This is a genomic window from Oceanicola sp. D3 (genome assembly GCF_006351965.1).
Classification (GTDB): Bacteria; Pseudomonadota; Alphaproteobacteria; order Rhodobacterales; family Rhodobacteraceae; genus Vannielia.
Genome location: NZ_CP040932.1, coordinates 3,853,611 through 3,876,318 on the forward strand (window position 1 = coordinate 3,853,611; position 22,708 = coordinate 3,876,318).

Consider the following 22,708-nt stretch of genomic DNA (forward strand, 5'->3'; position numbering starts at 1 on the left):
CTCATCCGCGGGATGGGTGAAGAAGGGACCGGGGCGAGGGCAGATCCCGCCCCGGCAAGTGACCGCCAGCTTCGGTCAGGCTCCGTGAGTTTGCTGGCGGTGGGTGTGGGGCACCATTTAGGCCCGGCGGCCTTGCACAACCGGCAGACCGGTGTGCTCCGAGACCCGGAATGCGATATCGCGGAACTTGGCCTGGCGCACGCACTCGACCCGACGCCACACAAAACCAAGCTTCAGCCCGTCTGGGTTCGGCCGGAAACGGAAAGAGGCGACGATCTCGGAGGGTTCCTCGCCGAAGAACAGCGGGATGGAGAGGGTGAAGCGCTGCGGTACCACCAGGTCACCCTTGGTGTGTGTTTCGGTCTCGTAGCGCAGGGACCGCTCGCCCGTCTGCAAGCGGGTGCTCGCCTTGAAGCTGACGCCCTGGGTCGCTTCGAGATCCCGGGCGACCTCCAGCATCACGGCTGGATCGGGATCCACGATGTCGGACGAGTTTTCGTCGAGGAACTCGGCAAAGGCCATCTGGTCTAGCAGCTTGCCCTCGATCTCCGACCAACGGGCGAACTCCTCCGAATTGCGCAGTTGGAGGGTGGCGGTGTGCTTGGTCGCCTGAGCGTCCAGTGAACCCTCGCTCGACTGGTTGTGGCGATGCCAGTCCAGCTCCGCGTGTATCTGGAGCTTGTCTAGGTCCGCGACGATCAGTGAGCGCTCGTCGGAGAACCGGTTCGCATAGGTGGTCAGCGAGTCAGCATCGTCCACCTGCACGCGCTGCTGGATGCGGGGGGGCAGCGCGTAGCGATCCGAGATGTCGTGTGCGGTATATCCTTCCGGAAGGATGCAGTGACGGACACCGTGCTCGCCGGGAATGACGGGATCAGCCAAGCGAGCCGCTGTCAGGGTGGCGTCAAAAGCCGCTTTGGCCTCGGCTTCTGCCGGGTAGCTGGCGGTTTCGTCGTTTTTCTTGGGCATGATGCCCTCCTTGGTTCGGTGGTTGGGAAAGTGTGAGCAGGAGCTCAATGCACGTCGTCACTGCGAGAGCGCCGCTCCTCGAGCTCGTCCAGGAAGTCCTCCTGGTCGGGATCCCGACGCGTGAGCTGGCCATCCTCTGTAGCGAAGTAGATCCCGGTGCCCATCGGCCGCCGTGGGCGTTTCATCGCCACCTGCGGGACGCACTCGATCTGGCCCGCGTCGTTGATCTTGAATGGAAGCTTCAGGTTCAGCTCACCCTTGCCGCCGGTGTCCTTCACCGCCCTCACCAGCTCCTCGAGCTGGTCGTTCGCTTCGCGGATCAACTCTCCGCGGCGGAAGGTCTGCAGGAACTCGAGGAAGTTGATCTCGTTTTTTTGTGCCATCGGAGGGTTCCTTTTTACTGGTGCAGCAGCGCATCGATGAGGAAGGGGTTTGCAGCGACTGCGAAGATCTGGGGAGTGGCGGTGTCTTTTGAATTGCAAGGCTTTGAAAATCACCGGAGCGGCAGCAGCGCCGTCCCGGCCAGTTGATCCCGTCAGGTTTCTCCGGGCTGGAAGCCCGACGGCGGGAGTACATCGTCTCGACCAAGCGACTTAAGCGTGGACACAGCCTTGTCGTAATCGACCGGATCGCCATCGCGCCGCAGCGTGCGGCAGGCGGCGGCGAGGCCTTCGTCGGAGGCATTGCGGGCGAAGCTCAGGACCGAGCGGGCCAGCTCCACGCGCGCGGCGCGATCTGCTGAGAGGTCGTAGACTGACATCAGATAAGGCTCCTTTGCGGGGCGAGGTCGCCGGGGTGGATCACCTCGACGGTTTCGAGGATCAGGAAGGGCGCATCGGCCTCTTCGGCCAGAGTGGCAGCGGTGTTGCGGGCATCGCCGAGGCTGGAGAACCGGGCTTTAGGCTCGCTTCGTGAGCGTGGGCCGGTCGGCTTGCGGCAGACCATCCAGAACCGGGCGAAGCGAGGCAGAACGCTCATGGCTCGCTCCTCAGGTTCATGAACAGCAGTACCAGGAGAGCGAAGCCAGCAGTGATGAAGAGCCCGCAAGCCATCACGCGGCCCCCTGCGGGCCATCGGTGAAGCCGAAAACGGGGCGAAGGTGGGTGCGGCGGGCGCGGCGCTCTTGATTGAGGCTAACAACCTCGGCGCATGCGCCAGAGAGCAGCCCGCCGCGGGAGAGCAGGCGCAGCGCAAGCAGCTCGGCGATGATGTCAGGGCCATACATCGACCAGAAACGCTGGTCTTCGACGCTCACTTCGCCCAGGGCCCGGGCGGCCTGACGGGCCGGGGTCTCGCGCACCATGTCGCGCAGGAACGGGTCAGGCACCAGCTCGTCAGGCGTGAGCGGCGTTGTGTCGGAAGGGGTATGGTCTCGCATGGGGTGCCTCCATCGGGTTGATGGAGTGCACACTTGTGGAAGATTTTTCCATTGTCAATCTTAAACATGGAAGAAACGTCAATTGATATGCGGAGCTAGCTTGGGCAGAATGATGGGTGTTCTTTAAATGTTCTTGGGATAGGGTGATGAATTATGATATTGATGAGCGGGTGCTATTTGCTGCCGCGCGTATCTTTGGGTGTTCAATAGATAGGGCTTATAGATCGCCCTTGGTGCGGTTCGTCATGAGCATATCGGCAAGTCTTTTTGGGAGTTCTGTCAGGCGACCGCGATAAAGGAAGTCCATAGATACACCCCACTTCTCTGCGATTTCATAGGCCATCTCGGCCTTGAGGGGTTTGGTTCCGTTCTCGATTTTGGAATAGCTGGAGCGATCGATCCCGACCGAATCCGCGAACTCGCCCTGCTTGAGGTTGTGGTAGTCTCTCAGTGCCACAAGCCGCTGTCCGACTAGGCGTGTGTCGAGGGGGTTCATGTAAGCGCACCTTTGTCGTTTGGCGGGGACTATGCTGGCCGTGGAAAAAACTTCCATTGAAGATTTGTCCTTGCTTGACAGATGGAAGAAACGTCCATATCGGTAAGCGTCATGGATAAACCTTCCTCAGTAAGGGACATTGTGGCTCTCTGGCCGAGCCGGCTGGCGTTCGCTGATGCAATTGGACTCGCTGGAAAGGCGCGTGTCGACAAGTGGATACAGGTGAACTCGATCCCTGCGCCGTTCCTTTACCCGATCTTCCAAGCGGCGATGGACGCCGGAATTGCGTTGGCCGCTGAAGATGTCATGCGCGTCGTAGCAGCCGATGCTGGAAGGGCAAATCGGGGGGAAGCAGCGTGAAGCTCCTAACCCTAGGTATGTTGCCGTCGACGCCGAGCTCGCTCGATCTCGGTGATCGCCTCTTTCAGTGCCCGGCTTCGTCGCGGGTTTTCCCAGTCGCTGGAAACGGTGTGGCGAAAGAAGCGGAGGTGGTCGGCGCGGGGCCGCGCGCGGGCAATCATATCCCGCAAAATTGGCCATGCGTCCCGCTTTTCCCCAGGCATAAAGTCTCCAGCCAGAACCCCAAAGCGAGACTCTCGCGCTGCGTACTCCATGGCTATATCGACCTGGGTGGGAGAAAGGGTTTCGGATTTGTTTGTGGCACCGGCAGCGATGAGCAGAGAAAGAGGGCTGATCATGTCCTTCCAGAGGTTCAGAGCAATGTCCCTGCCCCTTCTCGTCTCGGCAAGGTTCGTCCGGATTTGCTCGCCACAGGCATCGAAATAAGCACGCGCCGGAAGTTCTTCTGCAGTTTTGGGGGTGGCTATGCTGCCCATTCGCGCAAGTTGGAACGTTCGCACCAAGCCCGTCGTCATGTCTATGCCTGTAACAAGATCGAGTGGCGCCGTCGCAAGGGGGAGTATTCGCCGTGGTCCAGATCGACCGCTTGCCGTCCGGTAAGTGAAGCTGATCTCGGAGGTGAACTGCTGCTCTTCTGCACTCATACGAACACTTCAAAAAAGATGAACCAATCTGCTCCATGCTGCCCCAATGGCACGGCCCGCGTCCACCCCCAAGGAATGGAGGTTTCCCATGTCTGACGTTACGCGCGCCGGTATCCCACCATCCTACTCTCCCGTAGCTGTGCGATGTGTTCTTCCACCTGACCCGCAAGGGAGGAGGGCCCTCGCGTTTGATCTCGAAGACGGCGAGGTGCTGCGTGTCGTTCTGGACAGGAAAAATACCGAGCGACTGCTCGCTTGGTTGCGTGGAGATGCAGGGGCTTCCCATGTCTGAGGCCTCCCGCGCCATTTTCCGTGGTTTGGTCGAGCGCATCGGCGGGGTCGATGCCGCCGCCGCGACCATCGAGGCGCGTCTTGGCGCCTGCTCCAAAGGCACTGTGTCGAAGATGTGTGCGGGCCATATCGGCGTGACTGTTGAAGCCATGCGCGCGCTCGAAGATGGTCTCGGGGCCTTCCCGCTCACCACCCATCTTTTCGAGCGGGTCGGACGCATCGGTGTCACCACCGGCTGCCTGCACACATTGGCCGCGCAGAGTTCGATCGAGGCTGGCGAGGTTCACGCCGCGATCATCCGCGCTTTCTCGCATGCCAGCGCAGATCCGAATGACCTCACCCCCACCGAGCGTGCCGAGGTGATGAAGGAGCTGCGCGAAGCGATTGATGTTATGCAGCAGATGCTCACCATCGTCGAAAGCGACCCTTCATGAGCCGCGCGCGCGCAGATCGCATTCGCTCCGCCCGGGGTGAGCGGCGGCGCGCCATTGAGCTGGCGTTGAAGGAAGCGCTGCTGGCTTGGCGCGCCGGGCGGGATGGCAATGTGCTGCTCGGCCAGCTGGAGCAGCAGTTTTTTGATGGTGAGGGCCAGTCATGAGCGCGCCGTCTGCAAAGCCGCTCTTCAAGGCGATCCGAGGCGCGCCGCCGCGCTTGCCGCTTGGGGGCGATTGGCCGTTGCAGGACGCACCGGGCGCTGACGCGCCGCGAGATCCACTCGATTATGACCCCACGCCGCCTGAACCCACGCGGGCGCTGATCTCGGCCGAGCTGGGCGCGATCGCTGGCATCGGCGGGCCGATCTGGGAGCCTGCAGTGGGCGGCGGCCACATGGCCCGCGTGCTCTCTGGCGCCGGGTTCGAGGTTTTGGGCAGCGATATTGTTGATCGCGGCCACCCCGGCGTGCTGCTGCGCAGCTTCTATGATTTCAGCCCAGATCAGGCACTTGCGCCCATCATCATCACAAACCCGCCTTACTGCGAGGTGAGTGCCAAGGGCCATTGTCGGTGGCTGCGCCACTGCCTCGAAATGCAGCCACGATACCTTGCGCTCCTGCTCTCAGCCGAGTGGCCTTTTGCGCGGCAGAACGGGATGGATGCCCTCCTCGCCGAGCACCCCTATTCGATCGAATACAAGATCTGCTGGAAGATTGATTTTCGCGGCCTCGGCAACCCCGCGCAGCGCAACAGCTGGTTCGTCTGGCGTGAGGGCTGGGCGGGTGAGCCGGTGACGCGGCGGCTCTTCAAGGAGGTTCAAGATCCGGCTCAGGAGGTCTTGCTGTGATGGGTGGGGGCATGAGGCTGCGGCGGATCACATGGCGGGGCACGGAGACCCTGCAGGATCGAGCGGATGCTGCCAAGGCGATCCTTGTGCGCGGGGGCATCATCTATCCAGTTCTGGGCCGGTTCTCCAGCTATTGGGCCATCAAGTGGTCGCCCGTGCGGGGGGCTTCCTGATGGCGAGCCCTAAGCCGGTTACGATACGTGGAACGACTTACCCGAGCTTTGCCGCAGCGGCGCGGGCGCTCGGGGTGAGCCATGCCACGGTTTCGGCTGCACATGCCACCGGCAGACTTGCGCAATGCGGGTTAGGACAGGGCAAGGGGCTTCGGCGCTCCGTCATGCCGGTGCGGATCCGAGGTCGGGTCTATACGTCGGTGCGGAGCGCCGCGCGCGCGCTCAAAGTCAGCGAGTCCACCATACGCAACGCGGTTGCGAAAGGTCGTGAAGACTTCGTGGCCGCGCCTGCTTCGATGAAAACTCGGCGCGGCACCCCGGTTAATATCGCCGGAGTGGAGTTCCCCTCGATGCGATCAGCGGCCTTGGCGCTGGGGCTGAAGCCAACTTACATCCGCACGGTCAAGGCGCGTGGCAGTTGCCAGCAGCGCTTGCTCGCTGCTGCAATGGCTTACTTGGCCCGTCAGGAGGCTGCATGACCGCCCTGCGCGCCATCTCTCCCATCGATATTGACCTGCTCGAGGAATACCCCCTCGATCCGGCGGCGCGGCTGGATTCCCATGGCTTCGTGCAATGGGAGTTCCGGCGCTGGCTCAGCTCCGATCTGCGCTGGCAGGGCACACATGAGTGCAAGAGCATGTGGTTCGAGCTAGTGAACCTCGCCCATGGCGAGACGCCGGTCGGCACGCTGCCGCAGAACACGGAAAGGCTCGCGCGGATGATCGTGCCCGCCGTCGATCGGGGCACCTTCGAGCAGCTCTGCACGCTTGAGTTCGGGCCACTCCACGGCTGGCGTCCCTGCCGCTGCGGCGACGATATCCGTCTGATGCATCCAGTGGTGACACGCATCGTGCTGGCGGCCTTCGCTTCACGGGCCAATCACAACGCCCGCGTCGAGGCGGCCTCGGAAGCGCGCAGGCTCAAACGGCTCACCGAAGACATCACGCAACTCTCGCCGCAGATCGCTGAAGATCCGCGCAAGGTGCGCTGGATCAGCTCTTACATCGAGGATCGCATCAATGAGCGCGGGGGCACCCGCCGCACCGCCGAAGAGCTGCACACTGCCCTCTCCGCTTGCGTTGCCGAGATCCGGGCCGGGAGGTTCCCTGAAAAGACCAAAGCCTAGTGTCCGTCAGTGTCCAACAGACATTAGCGGACGTTAATTACCGTTAGCTAATGTCCACATCGATAAGGAGAAAGACAATGAAATGTAAAAAGGAAATAGCCGAAAGGCGCTCGTAGCGGGGCACTAGACAGGAAGCGGAGCAGGCAGAGAAGAGGGCAGAGAAGATGGACAGCACAGAGCAGCAAGCGGGGGAGAAGCGGGTGCGGGAGCGCTTGGTGGATGAGTTGGAAAAGCGGGGGCTGATGCGGCCCACCGGCATGACGAAGGAGCAGTATCAGGTGATGACCTCCGATCTTTGCGCCAAGCTCGCCTATATGGCTCCGCTCAGTCTCGATGCTCTGGCCGAGGTGGCGGCGGGGCGCGCGGGCGGGCCGCAGCATGATCGCTTCCCGGTTGCCCAGGTGATCCTGACCGCTGCCGCAGAGATCCAAGCGCCGCCTATTGCCCAGTCGCCCTTGATGCGGGCCGTCTTTGCCAATGACCTCGGGCGGCGGGCCATGGCGGAGGGCTGGGGGCCGGAGTTGCTCGGTGAGTTGCGGCGCAACCGGCGCTGGCCGAACCCCTATGCGCAGAGCGAGATTAAAAAGCGTGGCCTTGAGAACGTCGCGCAGTTTAACCGTATGCTGCGGATGCAGGAGGATGGTGCCCATCTGCGGCCCTCGGATCTCGAGTTCATCGAAGCGCGCCGCGCGGCGATTGCCCGCTGCGAGGAGCTGGTGAACATCGTCGAGGGTGAGGTGGCGGCATGAGTGCGATGCCTCTGCACCGTCCGGCCATGGTGGCCCGGGCGGCTGAGCTGGAGTTCCTGCTGAAGAAAGAGCGGCGGCTTAAGCGTGGCGATCCGGACGCCGCCTTGCCACCGCTGGATGCTGAGCGGGTGGCTGTGCTGAAGCGCCATCTGCGTGGGGCCACCCCCGAGGTATGCGGGCCGAGTATCCCAGACGCACCTGCTCGTGAGGGCGTCGTGGTCGTCGAGACCTCGCGCTACTACCCGAAAGGGGAAGGTGATTGGGAGGTCAAGCCTGATGGCTACCAGGGCCGGAAGGCCATGCGCGCCAAGGATGTCTTCGACTGCATGGCCGAGCAGGCAGGGCGCGCAGGATCTGCGGCACCGCTAACGCCTGCTCAGGTGGAGATGGGGCGGACCTATGGTGAGCTGGTGCGGTGGCACATGTCGGCTGGGGTCCGGTGCTCATCCGTCGAGGCCATGCCATCCGGCGGCGGTGGCGGCGGTGATCTCGACTGGATCGACCGGGTCGTGATCCGTGGTCGAGAGATCGAGCAGCTGCGCCAGCGGATCGGTGATGGCCTGGCTTTGGAGGTGAAGCGGGTGCGTCCGAGCGAGCGGGGAGAGCGCCGGGCGATCTCGAACCGCATGTTGGTCGATGCGATCTGCATCTATGACATGAGCATCCCGACCTTGATCGAGAACCACGGGTGGAAGGAAAAGGGGAGCCTTCGCAAGAAGTTACACATCGCGCTCGCCGAGCGGCTGGATGTGATGGCAGGGTACCGCGACCCTCTCGTGGCTGCTGCGCGGCAGCACATGGATCGCCCGAAGCGAGAAAGCGCTTGACTGTTAGGTCCGCCGGATGGCATGAAATATGCATAATCACTAAATATGCCCGGCGCCTCCCCAGAGCCCGGGCATATTTTGTATCCACCCCTGCCATTCCCACCCGATCACGGGTCCTTCCGGCGCTAATCCGTATACGGTGCGGCGGAGCGCATCGGTTCACTCGTTGGCGAGTTTTCTGAGGGTGCAACTCTTTGGGGGTGGTGCAACGGCGAAGGGGTGCAACCGCAACAGGAGACCAGGGCGACTGAGATGGATCGGGTGACGATGACCGAAGCTGCCCGGCAGCTCGGCGCAAACAAGTCCACCATCTCGCGGTGGGTGAAAAAGCACCCGGCCCTGAAAGATGAGAAGGGGCGTGTCTGCGTCGAGGAGCTGCGGGCGCATCGGGACACGGTGATCAACCCGGCGCTGCAGACCAGGGCACCCGCCGATCCGGAGGCAAAGGCCAAACCCGGCCGCAGCGCGGCGAAGCCGAAGGCTATCGCGAGCGAAGAGAAGTCGGCGTCGACCGACATCAACACTCACCGAGCCCGGGCCGAAGAGGCCAAGGCTGTCACCGCAGAGCTCGACCTAGCCGACCGGCTGGAGCTGACCATGCGGCGCAAGGACGTGGAGATCGCGGCAGCCGATGCCGGCGCGGTGATGAAGCGGGTCACGGCCCAGATGGTGAAGGACCGGGCCGAGGCGCTGGCGCGGATCGATGATCCGCGGGCGATGGAAGTCGCGCTCGACGAGATGATGGCCGAGCTGATGGGCAAGATCGCCAAGGCGCTGCGAGAGGCCGTTGGCCCAGAGGATGATGCCGCCCATGCGGCTTGAGGCCCTCAACCGGCTGCCAGATGCGCGGCCGGTGTTTCTTGAGGGGTTGGCCTCTGCGATCGAGCCAGCACCGCGCCTCTCGGTGGCCGAGCTGGCGGAGCAGAAGCGGATCGTCTCGGCGCAGAGCGGGTCGCGCTACCCCGGCCCTTGGCGCAATGAGCGGACCCCGCACCTGGTGGGGATCATGGAAGCGCTCGGGCCGGAAGATCCGGCGGAAGACATCGTGGTGGTGGCCTCCGCCCAGGTGGGAAAGTCGGAAACCGCGATCAACTGGTTCCTCCACATCGTGGACCAGGACCCGGGCCCGATGATGATCGTGCTGCCCTCGATCGATGAGAGCGGCAAGTTCGTGCGGACCAAGCTGCAGCCCGCGATCGACGAGACACCGGCGCTCCGGGTGCGGGTGCTCGATGAGACCAGCCGGAGCGAGAAGGGCTCGACGGCATCGTTCAAGCGGTTTCGGGGTGGGTTTGCCCAGATCACCTTCGCGGGGAGCTCGAAGGGCCTGCAAATGCTTTCGGCGCGCTACACCATCGCCGACGAGGTAAGCGAGTGGCCAGCCGAGGCCGGGGAGCGCGGTGATCCGGTCGCGCAGCTGAAGAAACGGACAGAGACCTATGAGCGTGATCGCAAACGCCTCTGGGTCTCGACCCCGTCTATCCTCGGGGCCTGCCGGGTGTCGGAGATGTTCGCCGTGTCGGACCAGTGCCGACGCTACATCCCGTGCCCGCATTGCGGGACCTATCAGGTTCTGACCTTTGATCGGCTGAAGTGGGAGAGCGAGACTTGGCCGCATCGGGCGTGGTTCGCATGTCGCGCCAACGGCTGTGTGATCGAGCACGTCGACAAAGGGCCGATGTTGCAGGCAGGTGTCTGGATCCCGACGGCTGGCGAGGATGGGCCCGGTTTAGAGTTTCCAGCCGACGAGCTGGAGGACTGGCAGAGCAGGCCACAGTCGACGCGTTCCCGCGGGTTCCACATCTGGAAGGCCTACAGCGTCTTCACCAGCTGGGACTCGATCGTCGCGGAGTGGTTTGAGGCGAAGGACAATCCCGAGCGGCTCCGGGTGTTCACTCAGCAGGTGCTGGGTGAGGCTTGGGAAGATCGGGGCGATGCGCCGGACGCGGAGAAGCTCTTCGCTTGTCGGATCTCCGCCATCGCGAAGGAAAAGCCACCAGTCGGGCCGGTTGTGTTCACCGGAGCAACCGACGTTCAGGGCAACCGGCTGGAATGGGCGGTTTGGGGCTGGTCTGAGGGCATGACCCGCTGGCTGGTCGATTGGGGTGTGATCGAGGGCGATCCGACAGACCTCGCCACCTGGGCGGCGCATGACGAGATGATGATGTCGCGGCGCTACGCCCCGGGAGGTTACGGCAACCCCGTCGCGCCGGACGCCTGGGCCGTGGACTCAGGGTATTCGAGCCAGATGGTCTACAACTACAGCCGGGGCCGGGCCGGAGTGTTTGCGATTGATGGCCGCGACGGCCGCACCGCACCGTTCATCGGCACGCCGCGCAAGGTTGACGTGAAGTGGAACGGCAAACGGGTGCCGAAAGGGGCGACGATCTGGCCCGTCGGCACCTTCGCTCTGAAGTCCGATCTCTACGGATCGATCCGGAAGGCGCTGATGGGGCCTGAACAGGACACCGGAGCATTGCGGTCGGGCGCGATGGTTCTGTCGGGCGAGATCGACCTCGCCTACGCCGAGCAGCTGACCTCGGAATACCTGAAGCAGGTCGAGACCCGCTCCGGGATCGTGACCCACCGTTGGGAAAAACTGCAGGGCCGCCCCAACGAGGCGCTCGATCTCGCCTGCTACGCGCGGGCGATGGCCCATCACCTACGGCTCGACGGGCTCAAGCCGGAGCAGTGGGAGCATCTGCGGCAGGAACGCTTCGGCGAAGCGCCGCAGGCAGACGACACGCAGGGCGACCTGTTTGAAGTGAAGATCGCGCCGCCGGTGACGGTAGCGCCAAAGGAAACCGGGCCAGCCCGCCGCCCGCGCGGCGTACGCGGCCAAGTGAGGTAACATGCCGACAATTGACTATGAAGCTCGCCTCACCAAGGTGCAGGCGGCCATTGATGCTTTGCTGACGGGTGGCCACCAGAGCTACCGGATCGACGGGCAGGAAGTGACCAAGCTCGACCTCGCCACGCTTCAGCGCGAGGAAGAGCGTCTGGTTGGCAAGATCAAACGGGCTTCCCGCCGGGGTGGTGCCTTCCGCACGGTGCGCCCGCTGTGAGCCGTCGCCTCAAGGTCAGGATGACGCCGCTAGACCGGGCGATCAACGCCATTGCGCCAGCCCACGGTGTGAAGCGGATCAAGGCGCGCGCCGCAATCGCCGCCGCCGAGGCCACCGGCTATGTTGCGGGCTCCCGGCGGCGGGGCAGCTCCTCGATGTGGCGCCCGCTCACCGCCAGCGCGGATGCGGACACCCTGCCGGATCTTGAGGATCTCTATGCCCGCTCCCGCGACCTGGTGCGGAACGATCCGCTGGCGCAGAGCGCGATCTCCACCAAGGTGGTGAACGTGATCGGCGCGGGCCATGTGCTTCGGCCCGAGGTGGACCATGAGCGGCTCGGGATCAGCGCCGATCAGGCGGAAGAGTGGGAGGAGCTCGCGCTCGATATCTGGACCGACTGGGCGCAGGGCACCGACTGCGATGTGACGCGCGCGCAGAGCTTCGCCGGGCTTGAGGATCTGGCCTACCGTTCGCGGCTGCTCTCGGGGGATGTGTTCCGGATCCGCCGGTTCAAGCCGCGCAAGGGCCGGTTGCTCGCCACCTGCTACCAGATGGTCGAGGCGGACCGGGTCTCTAACCCGCATTGGCGGGTGGACAGCGACACCATTGCCGGTGGCGTGGAGGTGGACGCAGATGGCGCTGCCCTGCGCATCCATGTGGCCAGCCGCCACCAGATCGACCGGCGCATCGCGGGCACGACCTGGCAACAGATCCCGATCTATGACGCCCAAGGGCGGCGGCAGGTGGTGCATATCCACGGGGTGCGCTGGCGCCCGGATCTGACCCGCTATGCGCCGATGCTGGCGCCGGTGATCGAGGCGCTCAAGCAGCGCTCGCGCTACTCCGAAGCGGAGTTGATGGCGGCGGTGATCTCGGCATGTTTTGCCATCGGGATGAAGTCACCGGATGGGGATTTGGGCGAGGGGCTTTCCACCGGCGCCGCCCAGCCGGGCGGGGCCAGTGAGACCGGCAACCCGATCGAGGTCACCGGGCCTGGCCAGATCTTCAACCTCATGGAGAACGAGCAGATCATGAGCTTTGCGCCGGGTCGGCCAAACCCGCAGTTCTCGCCCTTCATCGAGGCTATCGCGCAGGAAGTCGGGGCGGGCACCGATCTGCCCTATGAGCTGCTGATGAAGAAGTTCCAGGCCAGCTATTCGGCCTCGAAAGCCGCGCTGGAAATGGCCTGGCAGTTCTTCAGGGCGGAGCGGGCGCTGCATGTCGAGCAGTTCTGCCAGACGGCCTATGAGGACGTCATCACCGAGGCCGTGGCGCGCGGGCTCCTGCAGGCTCCCGGGTTCTTCCACGATCCGCTGCGCCGCCGCGCCTGGCTCGGCGCTGAGTGGATGGGCCCGGCCCGGATCACCATCGATCCAGTGAAGGATGCGACCGCCGACGAGAAATACCTCGAGATGGGGGCCGACACGCTGACCCGGATCACCGCCGCGCGCTTTGGCGTGGATGCGCGCAAGGTTCAGCGCCGGCGTGCCCGCGATGGCTCGAATGACGTGGTCGGCAACCGTGCCGCCAGCGCCCCGGCTGCGGCGCCCGAGCCGGATGACGACGATGACGAAACCGACAACGACGAGGAGACCTCCTGATGCTGGTGGACAAGGGCGCTCGTGTCTGGGCGATGCGCCCCGACGAGATGATGATCGCGGCAGCCGTCCGGCAGCGCGAGGCCCATATGGAGGGCAATGGCGCGCCGATGTCGCTCGGCCATGGCGAGCAGCTGGAGGGCTCCGACTTCGCCCGGGTGCAGGACGGGGTCGCGATCATCCCGGCGCGCGGGATGCTGATGCGCTCCTTCTCCTACTGGTTCTGGTCTTATGACGAGATCCTCCGAGACCTGGCTCTCGCGCAGGACAGCCGGGCCGTGGAGCAGATCGTCATCGATTTTGATACTCCCGGCGGCATGGTTGCCGGATGCGCCGATGCCGGGCGCGCCATCCGTGACAGTGGGCCCAAGCCCGTGACTGGCTTCGTTGGCGGCATGTGTGCCTCGGCAGGCTACTGGCTGGCCAGCGCCTGCGACCGGATCGTGCTCGGGTCGGGCACCATGGTCGGCTCGATCGGCACGGTCATCGAATACATCGACATGGAGCCCATGCTCGAAGCTCTCGGCGCGCGGGTCATCCGCGTGGTGGCCGAGCAGTCGCCCAACAAGCGCCTCGATCCCGGAAGCCCGGAAGGACAGGCCGAGATGCAGGCGCTGGTCGATGCCGGCGGCGCCGAGTTCGTGGCGGCCGTGGCTGAGTTCCGGGGCGTGTCTGAAGAAACGGTGATGTCCGACTTCGGTCAGGGCCTCGTCTTCAACGGTGCCGAAGCGATCCGTCGCGGAATGGCTGACGGCACCGGAACCCTGAATACCCTGATCGCGGAGCTGGCGGGCCGCGATGAATTTCCCGCGGTCCCCGCCCCCGCAGCAAAGGAGACCCCCATGGAATGGGAGAACCTGACCCAGGCCGCGCTGCAGGAGCACCGGGCCGACCTCGTGGAGAAGATCGGGGAGGCCGCAGTGGCCGCCGCGAAACCCTCCGAAACCGCGATCACCACCGCTGTCGATGAGGCCCTCGCTGCTGAGCGCACACGCGTGGCCGAGATCGACGAACTGGCGATGGAAGGCCACGACGAGCTCATCGCCAAGGCCAAGGCCGAAGGCTGGAGCGCCGAAAAGGCGGCTCTGGAGATCGTCAAAGCCGAGAAGGCCGCCGGCGGCAAGACGCTGGCGGGGCTGGAAGCTGCCGATGGGACGGCCGCCGTCACGCCGCTGCCGAAAGCCGAGACCCCGCCTCAGAAGCCTGCCGCGAGTGGCACGCCGGAGGAACAGGCCGCAGCGGCTTGGGAAGACGACGAGAAGCTGCGCGCCGAGTTCGGCGGCAACAAGGATGCCTGGATGGCCTACGCGAAAGCGAATGCCGCCGGGTTGGCGAAAATCCTCAACCGCGCTGCGGCTTGAGCCTGACCTGAAGGAGACAGGACCATGACCACCCTCGCCGCGGATACCCCGCGTGACTACCAGCTCGGCGAGCTCGAGGAATACCCCGTGATCGCCGCTGACACCCTCTACGAAGGCGCCGCCGTCGGCGAGAATAGCTCCGGCTATGCCCGTCCGCTGGAAGCGGGAGACCGGTTTCTGGGCTTCTGCCTCGAGCAGGCCGACAACTCGGGCGGCTCCGCCGGCGACATCCGCTGCCGGGTTCGCACCAAGGGCCGCGCCGTGTTGCCGATCAGCGCCCTCGCGATCACCGCCAATGATCGCCCGGCGGTTTACGCGTCGGACGATAACACCTTCACCCTCACAGCTGGCAGCAACTCGCTGATCGGCTTCGTGAGCCGCTGGATCGCGACGGGCTCCGCCGTGGTCGAATTCGATGCGGCGCTCGCCGCGGCGCATGACAGCGCCGTTGCTGTCGCCACCGCCTAAGGAGAACGGACAATGACCGCGAACAAGGGACTTTCGTCGCGTGCCATCATCGGCACGTTCTACAACCGCCTCGAGCAGATGACGGAGGCGAGCTGGGTCGGCAAGATTTCGATGCTGTTCAACTCCGATCAGGAGTCGGAAACCTACAAATGGCTCGGCATGGCGCCGGTGATGCGTGAATGGATCGGTGGACGCCACGCCAAGGGCTTCCGCGAGAATGGCATCACCATCGCCAACAAGAAGTTCGAGGCCACCCTCGAAGTTCCGGTGGACTGGATCCGCCGCGACAAGACCGGCCAGATCATGGTGCGGGTCGATGAGATGGCGGAGCGGGCGGTGACCCACTGGCAGAGCCTGCTCTCCACCCTCATCGCCAACGCCGAGAGCACGGTCTGCTACGATGGCCAATACTTCTTCGACACTGACCACTCGGAAGGTGACAGCGGCACCCAGTCCAACGACATCACCACCGACATCTCGGCGGTGGGTGCTGCAGTGCATGGCAGCCCCACGGCCCCCTCGCCGGAGGAGATGCGTGCGACCATCTTCGATGCCGTGACCCAGATCCTTGGCTTCAAGGATGACCAGGGCGAGCCGATGAACGAAATGGCCCGCGAGTTCCTTGTCATGGTGCCGACCCCGCTCTTCCAGGCGGCGGCTGCGGCCATCCACAACCCGGTTCTGGGCGGCGGGGATACCAACCTGCTGACCAACCTCGATGGCTACAGCTTCAGCCTCGCGATGAACCCGCGCCTGACCTGGACGGACAAGATCTCCGTCTTCCGTGCTGACGCCACCACCTCGGCGATGGTTCGCCAGGAGGAAGAGGGTGTGAAGGTGGCGGCTGTCGCGGAGGGCTCGGAGCTCGAGTTCGACGAAGACATGCACCACTACGGCATCAAGGCGCTGCGCAACGTCGGTCCGGGCTACTGGCAGCGGGCCTGCCTCGCGCAGATGGTGTGACCATGAAGAAGGTTACTGTGATCGCCCCAACAGGGGCCGGCGTTTCAGCGCCGGCCCAGCTGAAACTCACCGCCGAGCAGGCGAAACGTCGCGCGCATCTCCTGAAACCGGGGAAGGGCAAAGGCTCCTATGAAGTGGCTGGCTCTGGCAGCGTGATGTTCAAGTGCGGTGAGACCTTCCAGATCGATCAGCCCGACCGCTTGAGCCGTGCGCTTTTCGACTGGGAGGAGCCCAAGAAGAAGGCCGCCGCCAAGAAGGCGGTGGATGCCGACGCGGCTGCGAAAGCGAAGGCGGCTGCGGAAGCAGAGGCCAAGAAGAAGGCCGATGCCGAAGCTGCCGCAAACGCCGCCTCCGGTGGCGGGTCCTCCTCGTGATCGACCTTGCTGCCGATACGGCGGCGATCTTCGCCGATGCCCAGGGCTTCGGTGAGGATGTCACATACACTCCGGACGGCGGCGCTCCAGTCGCCGTCCGGGCCATCCCGTCGCGCCCTGATGAGACGATAGGGTTCGCCGGGGCAGAGCTCGCCTCCGACACCACGCGGATCCTCGTGCCGGTGTCAGAAGTGGCAACCCCCGCCAAGGGCGATGCCTTTACGGTGGGGGGCGAGAATTATGTCGTTCAGGGCAAACCGCTGCGCGACGAAAAGCGCCTTTGGTGGCGCGTGGATCTGAGGCCCGCCTGATGCAGTTCAGCGTTGAAGCCACCCCCGATCTGCTGCGCCTGATGGACGAAGAGGTGGAGCGCGGCGAGCGGTCCGTGACCAATGCCGTCCGGCAGGAGAGCAACACGCTCAAGAACCGCTGGCGCGAGAACATCGTCTCCGCTGGCCTGGGCCGCCGACTAGCCTTCACCGTGCAGAACGTGATGTTCCCGACCGGGACAGCCTCGCTCAACGCCGCGACCATGATCTTCTCCAAGGCGCCGCATATCGTTGCGGCGCACCAAGAAGGTTCGCTGATCCGGGCGCAGAACGGCGCTTGGCTGGCTATTCCGTTGCCCGCCGCTGGCAAGCTGCCTGGCAACCGAAGGATGACGCCCGGTGACTGGGAGGAGCGCAATGGCATGCAGCTTCGCTTCGTCTACCGCCGGGGCGGCTCGGCCCTGCTCGTCGCCGACGATGCGCGGCTGTCGAAGGGAAAGAAGCGTCCACGTTTGGCCCGGAAGCATGGCGGTCGCCGCCGCAAAGATGGCATTCTGACGGGAGCGACCACTGCTTTGATCTTTGTGCTGGTTCCGCAGGTGAAGCTGAAGAAACGCCTCGACCTCGTAAGACTTACCAACCAGTCCGTGGACCGACTAAGCGCGGCGATCGAGGCAGGGTGGACCGACTGAGATGGCCTCTGCCGCTGAAACCCGCCTCGCCGCTCTCTTCACGGTGATCGAGGCCATTTCTGGCCCCGCTGCAGAGCGCAACCTGGTCCTGCCAGAGGATGTTCCCGATGGTGGGCTCCTGATCCTGAGAGATGGAGACCCCGGCGAGCCGGAGATCGCCATGTCGCCGCTCAGCTACCATTACGCGCACGCGGCAGAGCTGGAGATCTTTGTGCAGGGATCCACCAACGATGCCGCCTTCGACGCGCTGAAGGTCGCGGTCGGCACGGCCATTGCCGCCGATCGCACTCTCGGCGGTCTCTGCGACTGGGTGGAGGCCGGTGCGCCGGCTCCGTCCGAACTTCCTTCTCCGGGCACCTACCCGGTGAAGGCCGCCGTGATCACGGTGACCCTCAGCTACGCCACCAGCGACCCGCTGGCCTGAACCCCGACCAAAGGAGACCGACACCATGGCACGCGCACAAGGCGCGCGGGCGCTGCTCGCCGCCGCATTCGAATCCACCTATGGCACCTCGCCAGCCAGCGGCTTTTTCAAGCTGCCCTACCTCGCCGGTAACGACATCGACGCCAGCCAAGAGCTTCTCGATGCCGATCTTCTCGGCTTCGGTCGCGATCCTCTCGAACCGGATCTCGACGTGTTGAACGCCGAAGGCTCGCTGGTGGTGCCGATGGACACCGAGAGCTTCGGGGTCTGGCTGAAAGCAACCTTCGGGGCACCCACCACCACCGGTGCCGGGCCCTATACCCACACCTTTGCGACCGGGAACTGGAGCCTGCCGAGCCTGTCGCTTGAGCGGCAGTTCCCAGAGGTGCCGAGCTTCGAGATGATCAAGGGTGTCATGGTCAATACCATGTCCTGGGACATGGGCCGCGCCGGTCGCGCGCAGGCCAACCTGGGCCTCTATGCGCAGGGTGTCGATGATCCCGACACCTCGAGCAATGCTGGCACGCTGGACGAGTATGACCGCTACCGCTTCATGCAGCCGCACGGGGCGATCACCCGTGGCGGCTCCGACCTCGCCTCTGTGGAGTCGGTGACCGTCAACTACACCAACAACCTCGACCGGGTGGAAGTGATCCGCAACGACGGGCTGATCGACGGTCTGGACCCCAGCCAGGCCATGCTGTCAGGCCAACTCGTGGCGCGTTTCGACAGCCTGACCCTGTTCAACCAGGCAATCGCGGGCAGCTCTGCCGCCTTCACCTTCGCCTATGAGCGGGGGACCGGACAAAGCCTGACCCTGTCGGTGCCTCGGGTGTTCCTCTCTCGGCCCAAAAAGCCAATCGAGGGGCCGCAAGGCGTGCGCGCGACCTTCGACTGGAAAGCCGCGCTGCAGGCCGATGGCAATCCGATGGCCACCATTGCCCTTATCAACGCCGTGGAGAGTTACTGATGCTACGTCTTTCATTGAAACGCGATCCCGAGTGGATCGACCTTGGCTTCGGGGTGGAACTTGAGGTTCTGCCCTACTCCACAACCTTGACTGAGAGCGTGCGTACCGCCTACCGCAAGCGGCTCGACGAGGCCGGGATCTCGCTGGCGATCGAGGAAGGGGACGATGAGGATTTCGGGATGCGCCGCTTCTACTGGTCGCTCTGCGTGGCGGAAGCTGCAGTGGTGGCTTGGCGCGGCGTGGGCGACGAGGCGGGAGAAGAGGCAGCCCTTAATCCTGAGGGTTTACAGGCGCTCTTCGAGGTACCCGAGATCTACAGCGCCTGGCAAAAGCACTACATGCTGGCCCATATGGAGACCCTCCTGGAGGGAAACGTCTCACCGCCCTCGCGCGATGGCACTTCGCCGAGCACGGGGGCGGAGAATACTGCGCCGGATGCACCGGGCACTGCGACACCTGCCCCTACCGGCTGAACCAACCAAAAACCCTCGATGGGCGGCAGGTCTGGGATCTAGCACTCCGCCTCGGCCACCAGTTGCGCACCACGGGCGGGATGGCCCCGCGGATCCTCGGGTATGACCTGACCGCCGCCCTCGCCATGGCCGATGCGCTCGGCCTCAACCGCCTCGCGGTGACCGAATTTCTGCCGCAGATCGAGCGGGAAATGGTCGCTGCCCTCAACGATACTGAAAGCCCCGGAGACGACGAATGGCAAAGCAAGTCTCAGTCCGACTGACGACCGATGGCGGCGACCGCGTGCGCGCCGTGTTCCTCGGCATCGGGGAGGAAGGAAAGAAGGCCTTCGGCAAGATCGACCAGGGAGCCAAGAGTGCTTCGGCCTCCGCTTCGGTCTTCGAGAAAGCAACGCTGGGCAGCCAGAAGCAGGTTGATGCCCTCAAGGCATCTATCGACCCGACCTTCCGTGCTCAGCAGCAGTTTGCCCGCGCGCAAGAATTGGTGAACCGTGCCGTGGAAAATGGTGCGATCTCCCAGAGGCAGGCCGCCGAGTTGCTGCAGCAGACGCGGGCCGCCTACAGTGGCGCCGCTGACGGTATGCAGGCGCTCGATCGCTCCACGCGGTCGGCGAACCCAGGTCTCCGCAACGTCAGCCTGCAGCTAAGTCAAGTCGCCCAGCAGGGCGCGGCGACCGGCGACTATGTAAGGGCACTGGCAATCCAGTTGCCCGACATGGCGATTGGATTAGGGACGGTGGGTATTCTGGCCGGTGTTGCTGTTGGTGCACTTGTTCCCTTTGTTGCGGCCCTCTTCGATGGGGGCGATGCGGCGGAGGCACTTGATGATCAGCTCAAGGCGCTTGGCGAAAGTATCTCCGCCATAAGCGAGGCTCAGAGCGCGGCCAGCGCGTCGGCGGCCGAGATGCAGAACGCCTATGGCCGCCTCACCGACGAGGCGAAGGCGATCTTCGAGATCAACCGCCAGATCGCATCGATCCGGGCAGAAGACGCCCTGCAGGGCGTTGCGCGAGGCATTGCTGATCAGCTGGGTGCAGGCAGCGCGCTTGACCTTTTGCCGGAACAGTTTCGCGATTTGACACTGACGATCGCCGAGCTCGAACTGCAGGCGGAGACTGCCTACGATGCGCTTGCCGCCGATCTGGGCGACAACCCGGAGCGGCTGCGTGAACTTGAGTCCGCTTTCGTCAGCGTGACCGAAGAGCTTGGCAACGTTCAGAACGCCGCGAAGAACCTCGACAAGCTCAGTGAGGCCCTTGGTGTCTCGGAGGAAGAGGCGCGCGAGGTGCTCGCCCGCTTCGCCGAGATCGGACAGGCCAATGGTGCGCAGGCGCAGGCCGAAGCGATGGCCCGGCTCACGACCTACATTTTCGAGGTCTCGAACGGGCTTGAGGGTGCGTCGGATTGGGGCGTAGCGCTCTACGACGGCTTGCGGGACGGCACCGTTCAGGCTCTGGAGCTCGCCAAGATCGACATCGCCTCCGGCATCGCCGCCGCCGCGAGCACCGCCGCGCAGCTGGCCAATAACCTCGGTATCAGTGTTGCCAATGCTTCGAAGATCCTCGCGATGGGGGGGGGATCGTCCGATCCGGTGATACTCGACCCGCGAGATCCTCGTTATGACCCGGTTAAAGCCGAGATGGTTCGCTTGCGCGAAGATGCGGGATCCGTATCGCCGTTCGATCCGTCTCGGGCGCCCAAGGTAAAAAACGCCCGCGGCGGCGGTGGGGGCGCCTCCGCCTCTCAGAAGGCGATGAACGACCAGCTTCGCGATGCAGAGCGCATTTTTGAGGCCACGCGGACGGCACAGGAGAAGTACAATGCCGAGCTGCGCCACGCCAAGGACCTACTCGACGCAGGGGCAATCAGTACCGAGACCTTTACCCGTTACCAGGCCCAGCTGAGCGAGCAGTTGGAGAAAGATGCCGGCGGCTTCGACTATCTCACGAACGGCATCGATGGCGTGTCCGAGGCGATGGCACGCACTCTCGTGTATGGGGACGATCTGCGCGAAGGTCTTCGCGCTGTCTGGCAAGGCATCGCCTTCGACATCCTGAATAGCGCGATCCGCGATGCGCTGAAGTCGGTCTTCGACATGTCGGGGTTCGGCGGGAGCAGCAGCTGGTTCGGAAAGATCGTCGGATCTGTCTTCAGCTTCGACGGCGGCGGCCACACCGGATATGGCCCGCGCAGCGGCGGCCTCGATGGCAAGGGCGGTTACCTGGCGATGGTGCACCCACGGGAGCGCGTCATCGACGAGACGCGGGCCCAGCAGGAAGGCGGCGCATCCGTGGTGCAGGTGGCCCTGTCGGAAGGCTTGGTGGGGCAGATCCTGCAGCAAGCCGCCGGCCAGTCGGTCCAGATCGTCGGTGGAGCTCTACAGGCTGAGCGGAGCACCCTGAATGCGCGCCTCCAGCAAGTCGGCGCGCGCGGCACCTCGGTGAGCTGATGCAGCGCGACATCATCACGGTGCCGCGCAGCCTGATGCTGGCGCTCGACATGACCTGGGATATCGACTGGCGGCAGCAGTCCAACTCGGCCTCGCTTGCCGATGTGTCGCAGACCGTAGTGAATGCGTTCCCGAGATGGGTCGGGACGCCCAGCCTTCGCCTGCGCCGCGAGCAGATTCTCACGTGGCGGGCGTTGCGCGCCGAGGCGCAGGGGATGAAGAACCTCTACAGGCTCGATATCGTCGATCCGCTCGGCTTCGACGCGCTGGAATTTGGGGTGCAGGCGTCTGTCGGCATCCCGCACTCGACCGGCCCGCTGTTCTCCACCGGGATGGGCTATGCCGCCGTCGCGGTCTGCTTGAACGTCGGGGCGGCCTCTCAGGGGGCCACCACGCTGCGCATTGATGTCTCCCCCGTGGGGGGCCGCGCGCCGAAGCAGGGGCAGATCCTGAGCCATGCCGATTGGCCATTCCTGGTGACCTCCGTCGTGGATGCCGGAACGGATCTCTACGACGTCACGATCCGGATGCCCTTGCGAGCTGCGATCCCGGATGGCGCCGAGATCCACATGCAGGCCCAGGGCCTTTTCGAAATCGTCGAGCCGCAGATGGGCGTGCTCAACTACGGGCGCAATCACATCGCGCTGCCATCTTTCTCCTTCCGTGAGGTGCTGAACCGATGACCCTGTCAGACGCGCAGTGGAACCCGCGGGACCAGGTGGTCGGGATCCTCGACCTGGTGAACATCAACACGCCCGACGGCGACTTCGGCTTCATGATCGGCACCGATGGTGCCTTCACCGACATCAACGGCAAAACGTGGGTTGGCTCTGCAATGCTGCAGGTCGGCCGGCTCCAGTCGGCGATCGACGGCGTCTCTCCCTCCGGATCTCTCGACATGGCTTTCTTCCAGGATCCCGACCAGGGCGAACTCATCGCCGAGATCAAGGAGCTTGGGCTTGACTATCTGAATGGCCGCGAGGCGACCTTCTACTGGCAGCCGCTGGCCTCCGTCGAGGAGCTTTATGCCCCGGTGTTGCCGCCCCAGCTCTGGCTGACACGGATCATGCGACGGGTGACCTATGCGATGACCGGCCCTCTCGATCGCCGGATGTCGCTTGGGGTCGAGTCCTGGGCCGAGAGCCGGCGCTCCGCGAGGCGGATCACGCTCAGCACCGAAGGGCATGGCATCCTGATTGGGGAGGCGAACCCTTCGTTGGAGTTCATGCCGACCAGCAATTTCCAAGAGCAGAGGCTGTTCGGATGAACGCGCCGGATCCGCGCCCTGTGGCGCCCCACATTGCAGAG

The 22,708-nt window shown here is 64.3% G+C and carries 33 protein-coding genes and 1 pseudogene; 27 read left to right on the top strand and 7 right to left on the bottom strand.

All coding sequences use genetic code 11. From position 1 onward, the window contains the following. Positions 1 to 117 precede the first annotated feature (117 nt). The 6 genes from FHY55_RS19340 to FHY55_RS19365 all read right to left on the bottom strand — a co-directional run bounded on the left by FHY55_RS19340 (position 118) and on the right by FHY55_RS19365 (position 2,843). On the bottom strand, positions 118 to 969 hold the full coding sequence (locus tag FHY55_RS19340; protein WP_140015746.1) for a DUF2303 family protein: 852 nt from the start codon (positions 967 to 969) through the stop codon (positions 118 to 120). Between the two features lie 44 nt (positions 970 to 1,013). Continuing rightward, entirely contained in the window at positions 1,014 to 1,352 is a 339-nt protein-coding gene (locus FHY55_RS19345) for a hypothetical protein (RefSeq protein WP_140015747.1), read from the bottom strand. Between the two features lie 152 nt (positions 1,353 to 1,504). Continuing rightward, positions 1,505 to 1,729 (bottom strand): hypothetical protein, encoded by a 225-nt coding sequence (locus FHY55_RS19350; RefSeq protein WP_140015748.1) that lies wholly within the window; start codon positions 1,727 to 1,729, stop codon positions 1,505 to 1,507. Beyond that, on the bottom strand, positions 1,729 to 1,947 hold the full coding sequence (locus FHY55_RS19355; RefSeq protein ID WP_140015749.1) for a hypothetical protein: 219 nt from the start codon (positions 1,945 to 1,947) through the stop codon (positions 1,729 to 1,731). Before FHY55_RS19355 ends, FHY55_RS19350 begins: the two co-directional genes overlap by 1 nt. A 73-nt stretch (positions 1,948 to 2,020) precedes the next feature. Beyond that, complete coding sequence (locus FHY55_RS19360; RefSeq protein ID WP_140015750.1) at positions 2,021 to 2,347, bottom strand: hypothetical protein; 327 nt, start codon at positions 2,345 to 2,347, stop codon at positions 2,021 to 2,023. Between the two features lie 217 nt (positions 2,348 to 2,564). Beyond that, entirely contained in the window at positions 2,565 to 2,843 is a 279-nt protein-coding gene (locus FHY55_RS19365) for a helix-turn-helix domain-containing protein (protein ID WP_140015751.1), read from the bottom strand. Positions 2,844 to 2,954: 111 nt separating this feature from the next. Here FHY55_RS19365 and FHY55_RS19370 point away from each other — a divergent pair, with 111 nt between their 5' ends. Further along, positions 2,955 to 3,203, top strand: coding sequence for a hypothetical protein (locus tag FHY55_RS19370; protein ID WP_140015752.1), 249 nt, complete (start codon positions 2,955 to 2,957; stop codon positions 3,201 to 3,203). An 11-nt stretch (positions 3,204 to 3,214) separates the two neighbouring features. On the opposite strand, the gene FHY55_RS19375 is transcribed toward FHY55_RS19370, so the two are convergent. Then, positions 3,215 to 3,847: a hypothetical protein gene (locus FHY55_RS19375; RefSeq protein WP_140015753.1), complete on the bottom strand. Its 633-nt coding sequence runs from the start codon at positions 3,845 to 3,847 to the stop codon at positions 3,215 to 3,217. 284 nt (positions 3,848 to 4,131) lie between these two features. Between FHY55_RS19375 and FHY55_RS19380 the strand changes: the two genes are divergently transcribed. From FHY55_RS19380 to FHY55_RS19490, 26 genes and pseudogenes are all read left to right on the top strand, one after another. Beyond that, positions 4,132 to 4,572: a hypothetical protein gene (locus FHY55_RS19380; RefSeq protein ID WP_140015754.1), complete on the top strand. Its 441-nt coding sequence runs from the start codon at positions 4,132 to 4,134 to the stop codon at positions 4,570 to 4,572. Further along, positions 4,569 to 4,736 carry a hypothetical protein gene (locus FHY55_RS20615; protein WP_168223066.1) on the top strand — a complete coding sequence of 56 codons (168 nt, stop codon included), beginning with the start codon at positions 4,569 to 4,571 and terminating at the stop codon, positions 4,734 to 4,736. The genes FHY55_RS19380 and FHY55_RS20615 overlap by 4 nt, the downstream gene beginning before the upstream one ends. Further along, positions 4,733 to 5,419, top strand: coding sequence for a hypothetical protein (locus tag FHY55_RS19385; protein ID WP_140015755.1), 687 nt, complete (start codon positions 4,733 to 4,735; stop codon positions 5,417 to 5,419). Before FHY55_RS20615 ends, FHY55_RS19385 begins: the two co-directional genes overlap by 4 nt. Then, the gene (locus FHY55_RS20620; RefSeq protein WP_168223067.1) at positions 5,419 to 5,592 is read left to right on the top strand and encodes a hypothetical protein; all 174 of its coding nucleotides are present in this window, start codon (positions 5,419 to 5,421) and stop codon (positions 5,590 to 5,592) included. Before FHY55_RS19385 ends, FHY55_RS20620 begins: the two co-directional genes overlap by 1 nt. Next, positions 5,592 to 5,660 (top strand): annotated as a pseudogene (locus FHY55_RS20990) (hypothetical protein); the annotation flags it as partial. The gene FHY55_RS20620 and the pseudogene FHY55_RS20990, both read left to right, overlap by 1 nt. 6 nt (positions 5,661 to 5,666) lie before the next feature. Next, the gene (locus FHY55_RS19390) at positions 5,667 to 6,071 is read left to right on the top strand and encodes an NUMOD1 domain-containing DNA-binding protein (RefSeq protein ID WP_254695372.1); all 405 of its coding nucleotides are present in this window, start codon (positions 5,667 to 5,669) and stop codon (positions 6,069 to 6,071) included. Further along, positions 6,068 to 6,718 (top strand): hypothetical protein, encoded by a 651-nt coding sequence (locus FHY55_RS19395; RefSeq protein ID WP_140015757.1) that lies wholly within the window; start codon positions 6,068 to 6,070, stop codon positions 6,716 to 6,718. Before FHY55_RS19390 ends, FHY55_RS19395 begins: the two co-directional genes overlap by 4 nt. A 164-nt stretch (positions 6,719 to 6,882) precedes the next feature. After that, positions 6,883 to 7,467 (top strand): hypothetical protein, encoded by a 585-nt coding sequence (locus FHY55_RS19400; RefSeq protein ID WP_140015758.1) that lies wholly within the window; start codon positions 6,883 to 6,885, stop codon positions 7,465 to 7,467. Next, positions 7,464 to 8,294: a hypothetical protein gene (locus FHY55_RS19405; protein ID WP_140015759.1), complete on the top strand. Its 831-nt coding sequence runs from the start codon at positions 7,464 to 7,466 to the stop codon at positions 8,292 to 8,294. The genes FHY55_RS19400 and FHY55_RS19405 overlap by 4 nt, the downstream gene beginning before the upstream one ends. 252 nt (positions 8,295 to 8,546) lie before the next feature. Beyond that, positions 8,547 to 9,116 carry a hypothetical protein gene (locus FHY55_RS19410; protein WP_140015760.1) on the top strand — a complete coding sequence of 190 codons (570 nt, stop codon included), beginning with the start codon at positions 8,547 to 8,549 and terminating at the stop codon, positions 9,114 to 9,116. Beyond that, on the top strand, positions 9,094 to 11,145 hold the full coding sequence (locus FHY55_RS19415; RefSeq protein ID WP_140015761.1) for a phage terminase large subunit family protein: 2,052 nt from the start codon (positions 9,094 to 9,096) through the stop codon (positions 11,143 to 11,145). Before FHY55_RS19410 ends, FHY55_RS19415 begins: the two co-directional genes overlap by 23 nt. A gap of 1 nt (position 11,146) precedes the next feature. Further along, positions 11,147 to 11,359 (top strand): hypothetical protein, encoded by a 213-nt coding sequence (locus FHY55_RS19420; RefSeq protein WP_140015762.1) that lies wholly within the window; start codon positions 11,147 to 11,149, stop codon positions 11,357 to 11,359. Further along, positions 11,356 to 12,960: a phage portal protein gene (locus FHY55_RS19425; RefSeq protein ID WP_140015763.1), complete on the top strand. Its 1,605-nt coding sequence runs from the start codon at positions 11,356 to 11,358 to the stop codon at positions 12,958 to 12,960. The genes FHY55_RS19420 and FHY55_RS19425 overlap by 4 nt, the downstream gene beginning before the upstream one ends. Further along, positions 12,960 to 14,318, top strand: coding sequence for a S49 family peptidase (locus FHY55_RS19430; protein WP_140015764.1), 1,359 nt, complete (start codon positions 12,960 to 12,962; stop codon positions 14,316 to 14,318). Before FHY55_RS19425 ends, FHY55_RS19430 begins: the two co-directional genes overlap by 1 nt. A 24-nt stretch (positions 14,319 to 14,342) precedes the next feature. Then, the gene (locus tag FHY55_RS19435; protein ID WP_140015765.1) at positions 14,343 to 14,786 is read left to right on the top strand and encodes a cytoplasmic protein; all 444 of its coding nucleotides are present in this window, start codon (positions 14,343 to 14,345) and stop codon (positions 14,784 to 14,786) included. A gap of 12 nt (positions 14,787 to 14,798) precedes the next feature. Beyond that, positions 14,799 to 15,749, top strand: coding sequence for a Mu-like prophage major head subunit gpT family protein (locus tag FHY55_RS19440; protein ID WP_140015766.1), 951 nt, complete (start codon positions 14,799 to 14,801; stop codon positions 15,747 to 15,749). A 2-nt stretch (positions 15,750 to 15,751) separates the two neighbouring features. Then, positions 15,752 to 16,123 carry a hypothetical protein gene (locus FHY55_RS19445; protein WP_140015767.1) on the top strand — a complete coding sequence of 124 codons (372 nt, stop codon included), beginning with the start codon at positions 15,752 to 15,754 and terminating at the stop codon, positions 16,121 to 16,123. Next, entirely contained in the window at positions 16,120 to 16,434 is a 315-nt protein-coding gene (locus tag FHY55_RS19450; RefSeq protein ID WP_140015768.1) for a hypothetical protein, read from the top strand. The genes FHY55_RS19445 and FHY55_RS19450 overlap by 4 nt, the downstream gene beginning before the upstream one ends. Beyond that, complete coding sequence (locus FHY55_RS19455; RefSeq protein WP_254695373.1) at positions 16,407 to 17,084, top strand: DUF6441 family protein; 678 nt, start codon at positions 16,407 to 16,409, stop codon at positions 17,082 to 17,084. The genes FHY55_RS19450 and FHY55_RS19455 overlap by 28 nt, the downstream gene beginning before the upstream one ends. A 1-nt stretch (position 17,085) precedes the next feature. Further along, positions 17,086 to 17,508, top strand: coding sequence for an acyl-CoA transferase (locus FHY55_RS19460; protein WP_140015770.1), 423 nt, complete (start codon positions 17,086 to 17,088; stop codon positions 17,506 to 17,508). 25 nt (positions 17,509 to 17,533) lie between these two features. Then, a complete protein-coding gene (locus tag FHY55_RS19465; RefSeq protein ID WP_140015771.1) occupies positions 17,534 to 18,478 on the top strand; it encodes a phage tail tube protein in 945 nt (314 codons plus the stop codon). Continuing rightward, positions 18,478 to 18,951: a hypothetical protein gene (locus FHY55_RS19470; protein WP_140015772.1), complete on the top strand. Its 474-nt coding sequence runs from the start codon at positions 18,478 to 18,480 to the stop codon at positions 18,949 to 18,951. The genes FHY55_RS19465 and FHY55_RS19470 overlap by 1 nt, the downstream gene beginning before the upstream one ends. Before the next feature lie 80 nt (positions 18,952 to 19,031). Further along, positions 19,032 to 19,214 carry a hypothetical protein gene (locus FHY55_RS19475; protein ID WP_140015773.1) on the top strand — a complete coding sequence of 61 codons (183 nt, stop codon included), beginning with the start codon at positions 19,032 to 19,034 and terminating at the stop codon, positions 19,212 to 19,214. After that, positions 19,187 to 21,400: a hypothetical protein gene (locus FHY55_RS19480; protein WP_140015774.1), complete on the top strand. Its 2,214-nt coding sequence runs from the start codon at positions 19,187 to 19,189 to the stop codon at positions 21,398 to 21,400. The genes FHY55_RS19475 and FHY55_RS19480 overlap by 28 nt, the downstream gene beginning before the upstream one ends. Then, positions 21,400 to 22,083 (top strand): hypothetical protein, encoded by a 684-nt coding sequence (locus FHY55_RS19485; protein ID WP_140015775.1) that lies wholly within the window; start codon positions 21,400 to 21,402, stop codon positions 22,081 to 22,083. The genes FHY55_RS19480 and FHY55_RS19485 overlap by 1 nt, the downstream gene beginning before the upstream one ends. Further along, positions 22,080 to 22,667, top strand: coding sequence for a hypothetical protein (locus FHY55_RS19490; RefSeq protein WP_140015776.1), 588 nt, complete (start codon positions 22,080 to 22,082; stop codon positions 22,665 to 22,667). The genes FHY55_RS19485 and FHY55_RS19490 overlap by 4 nt, the downstream gene beginning before the upstream one ends. The last annotated feature ends 41 nt before the right edge of the window (positions 22,668 to 22,708 follow it).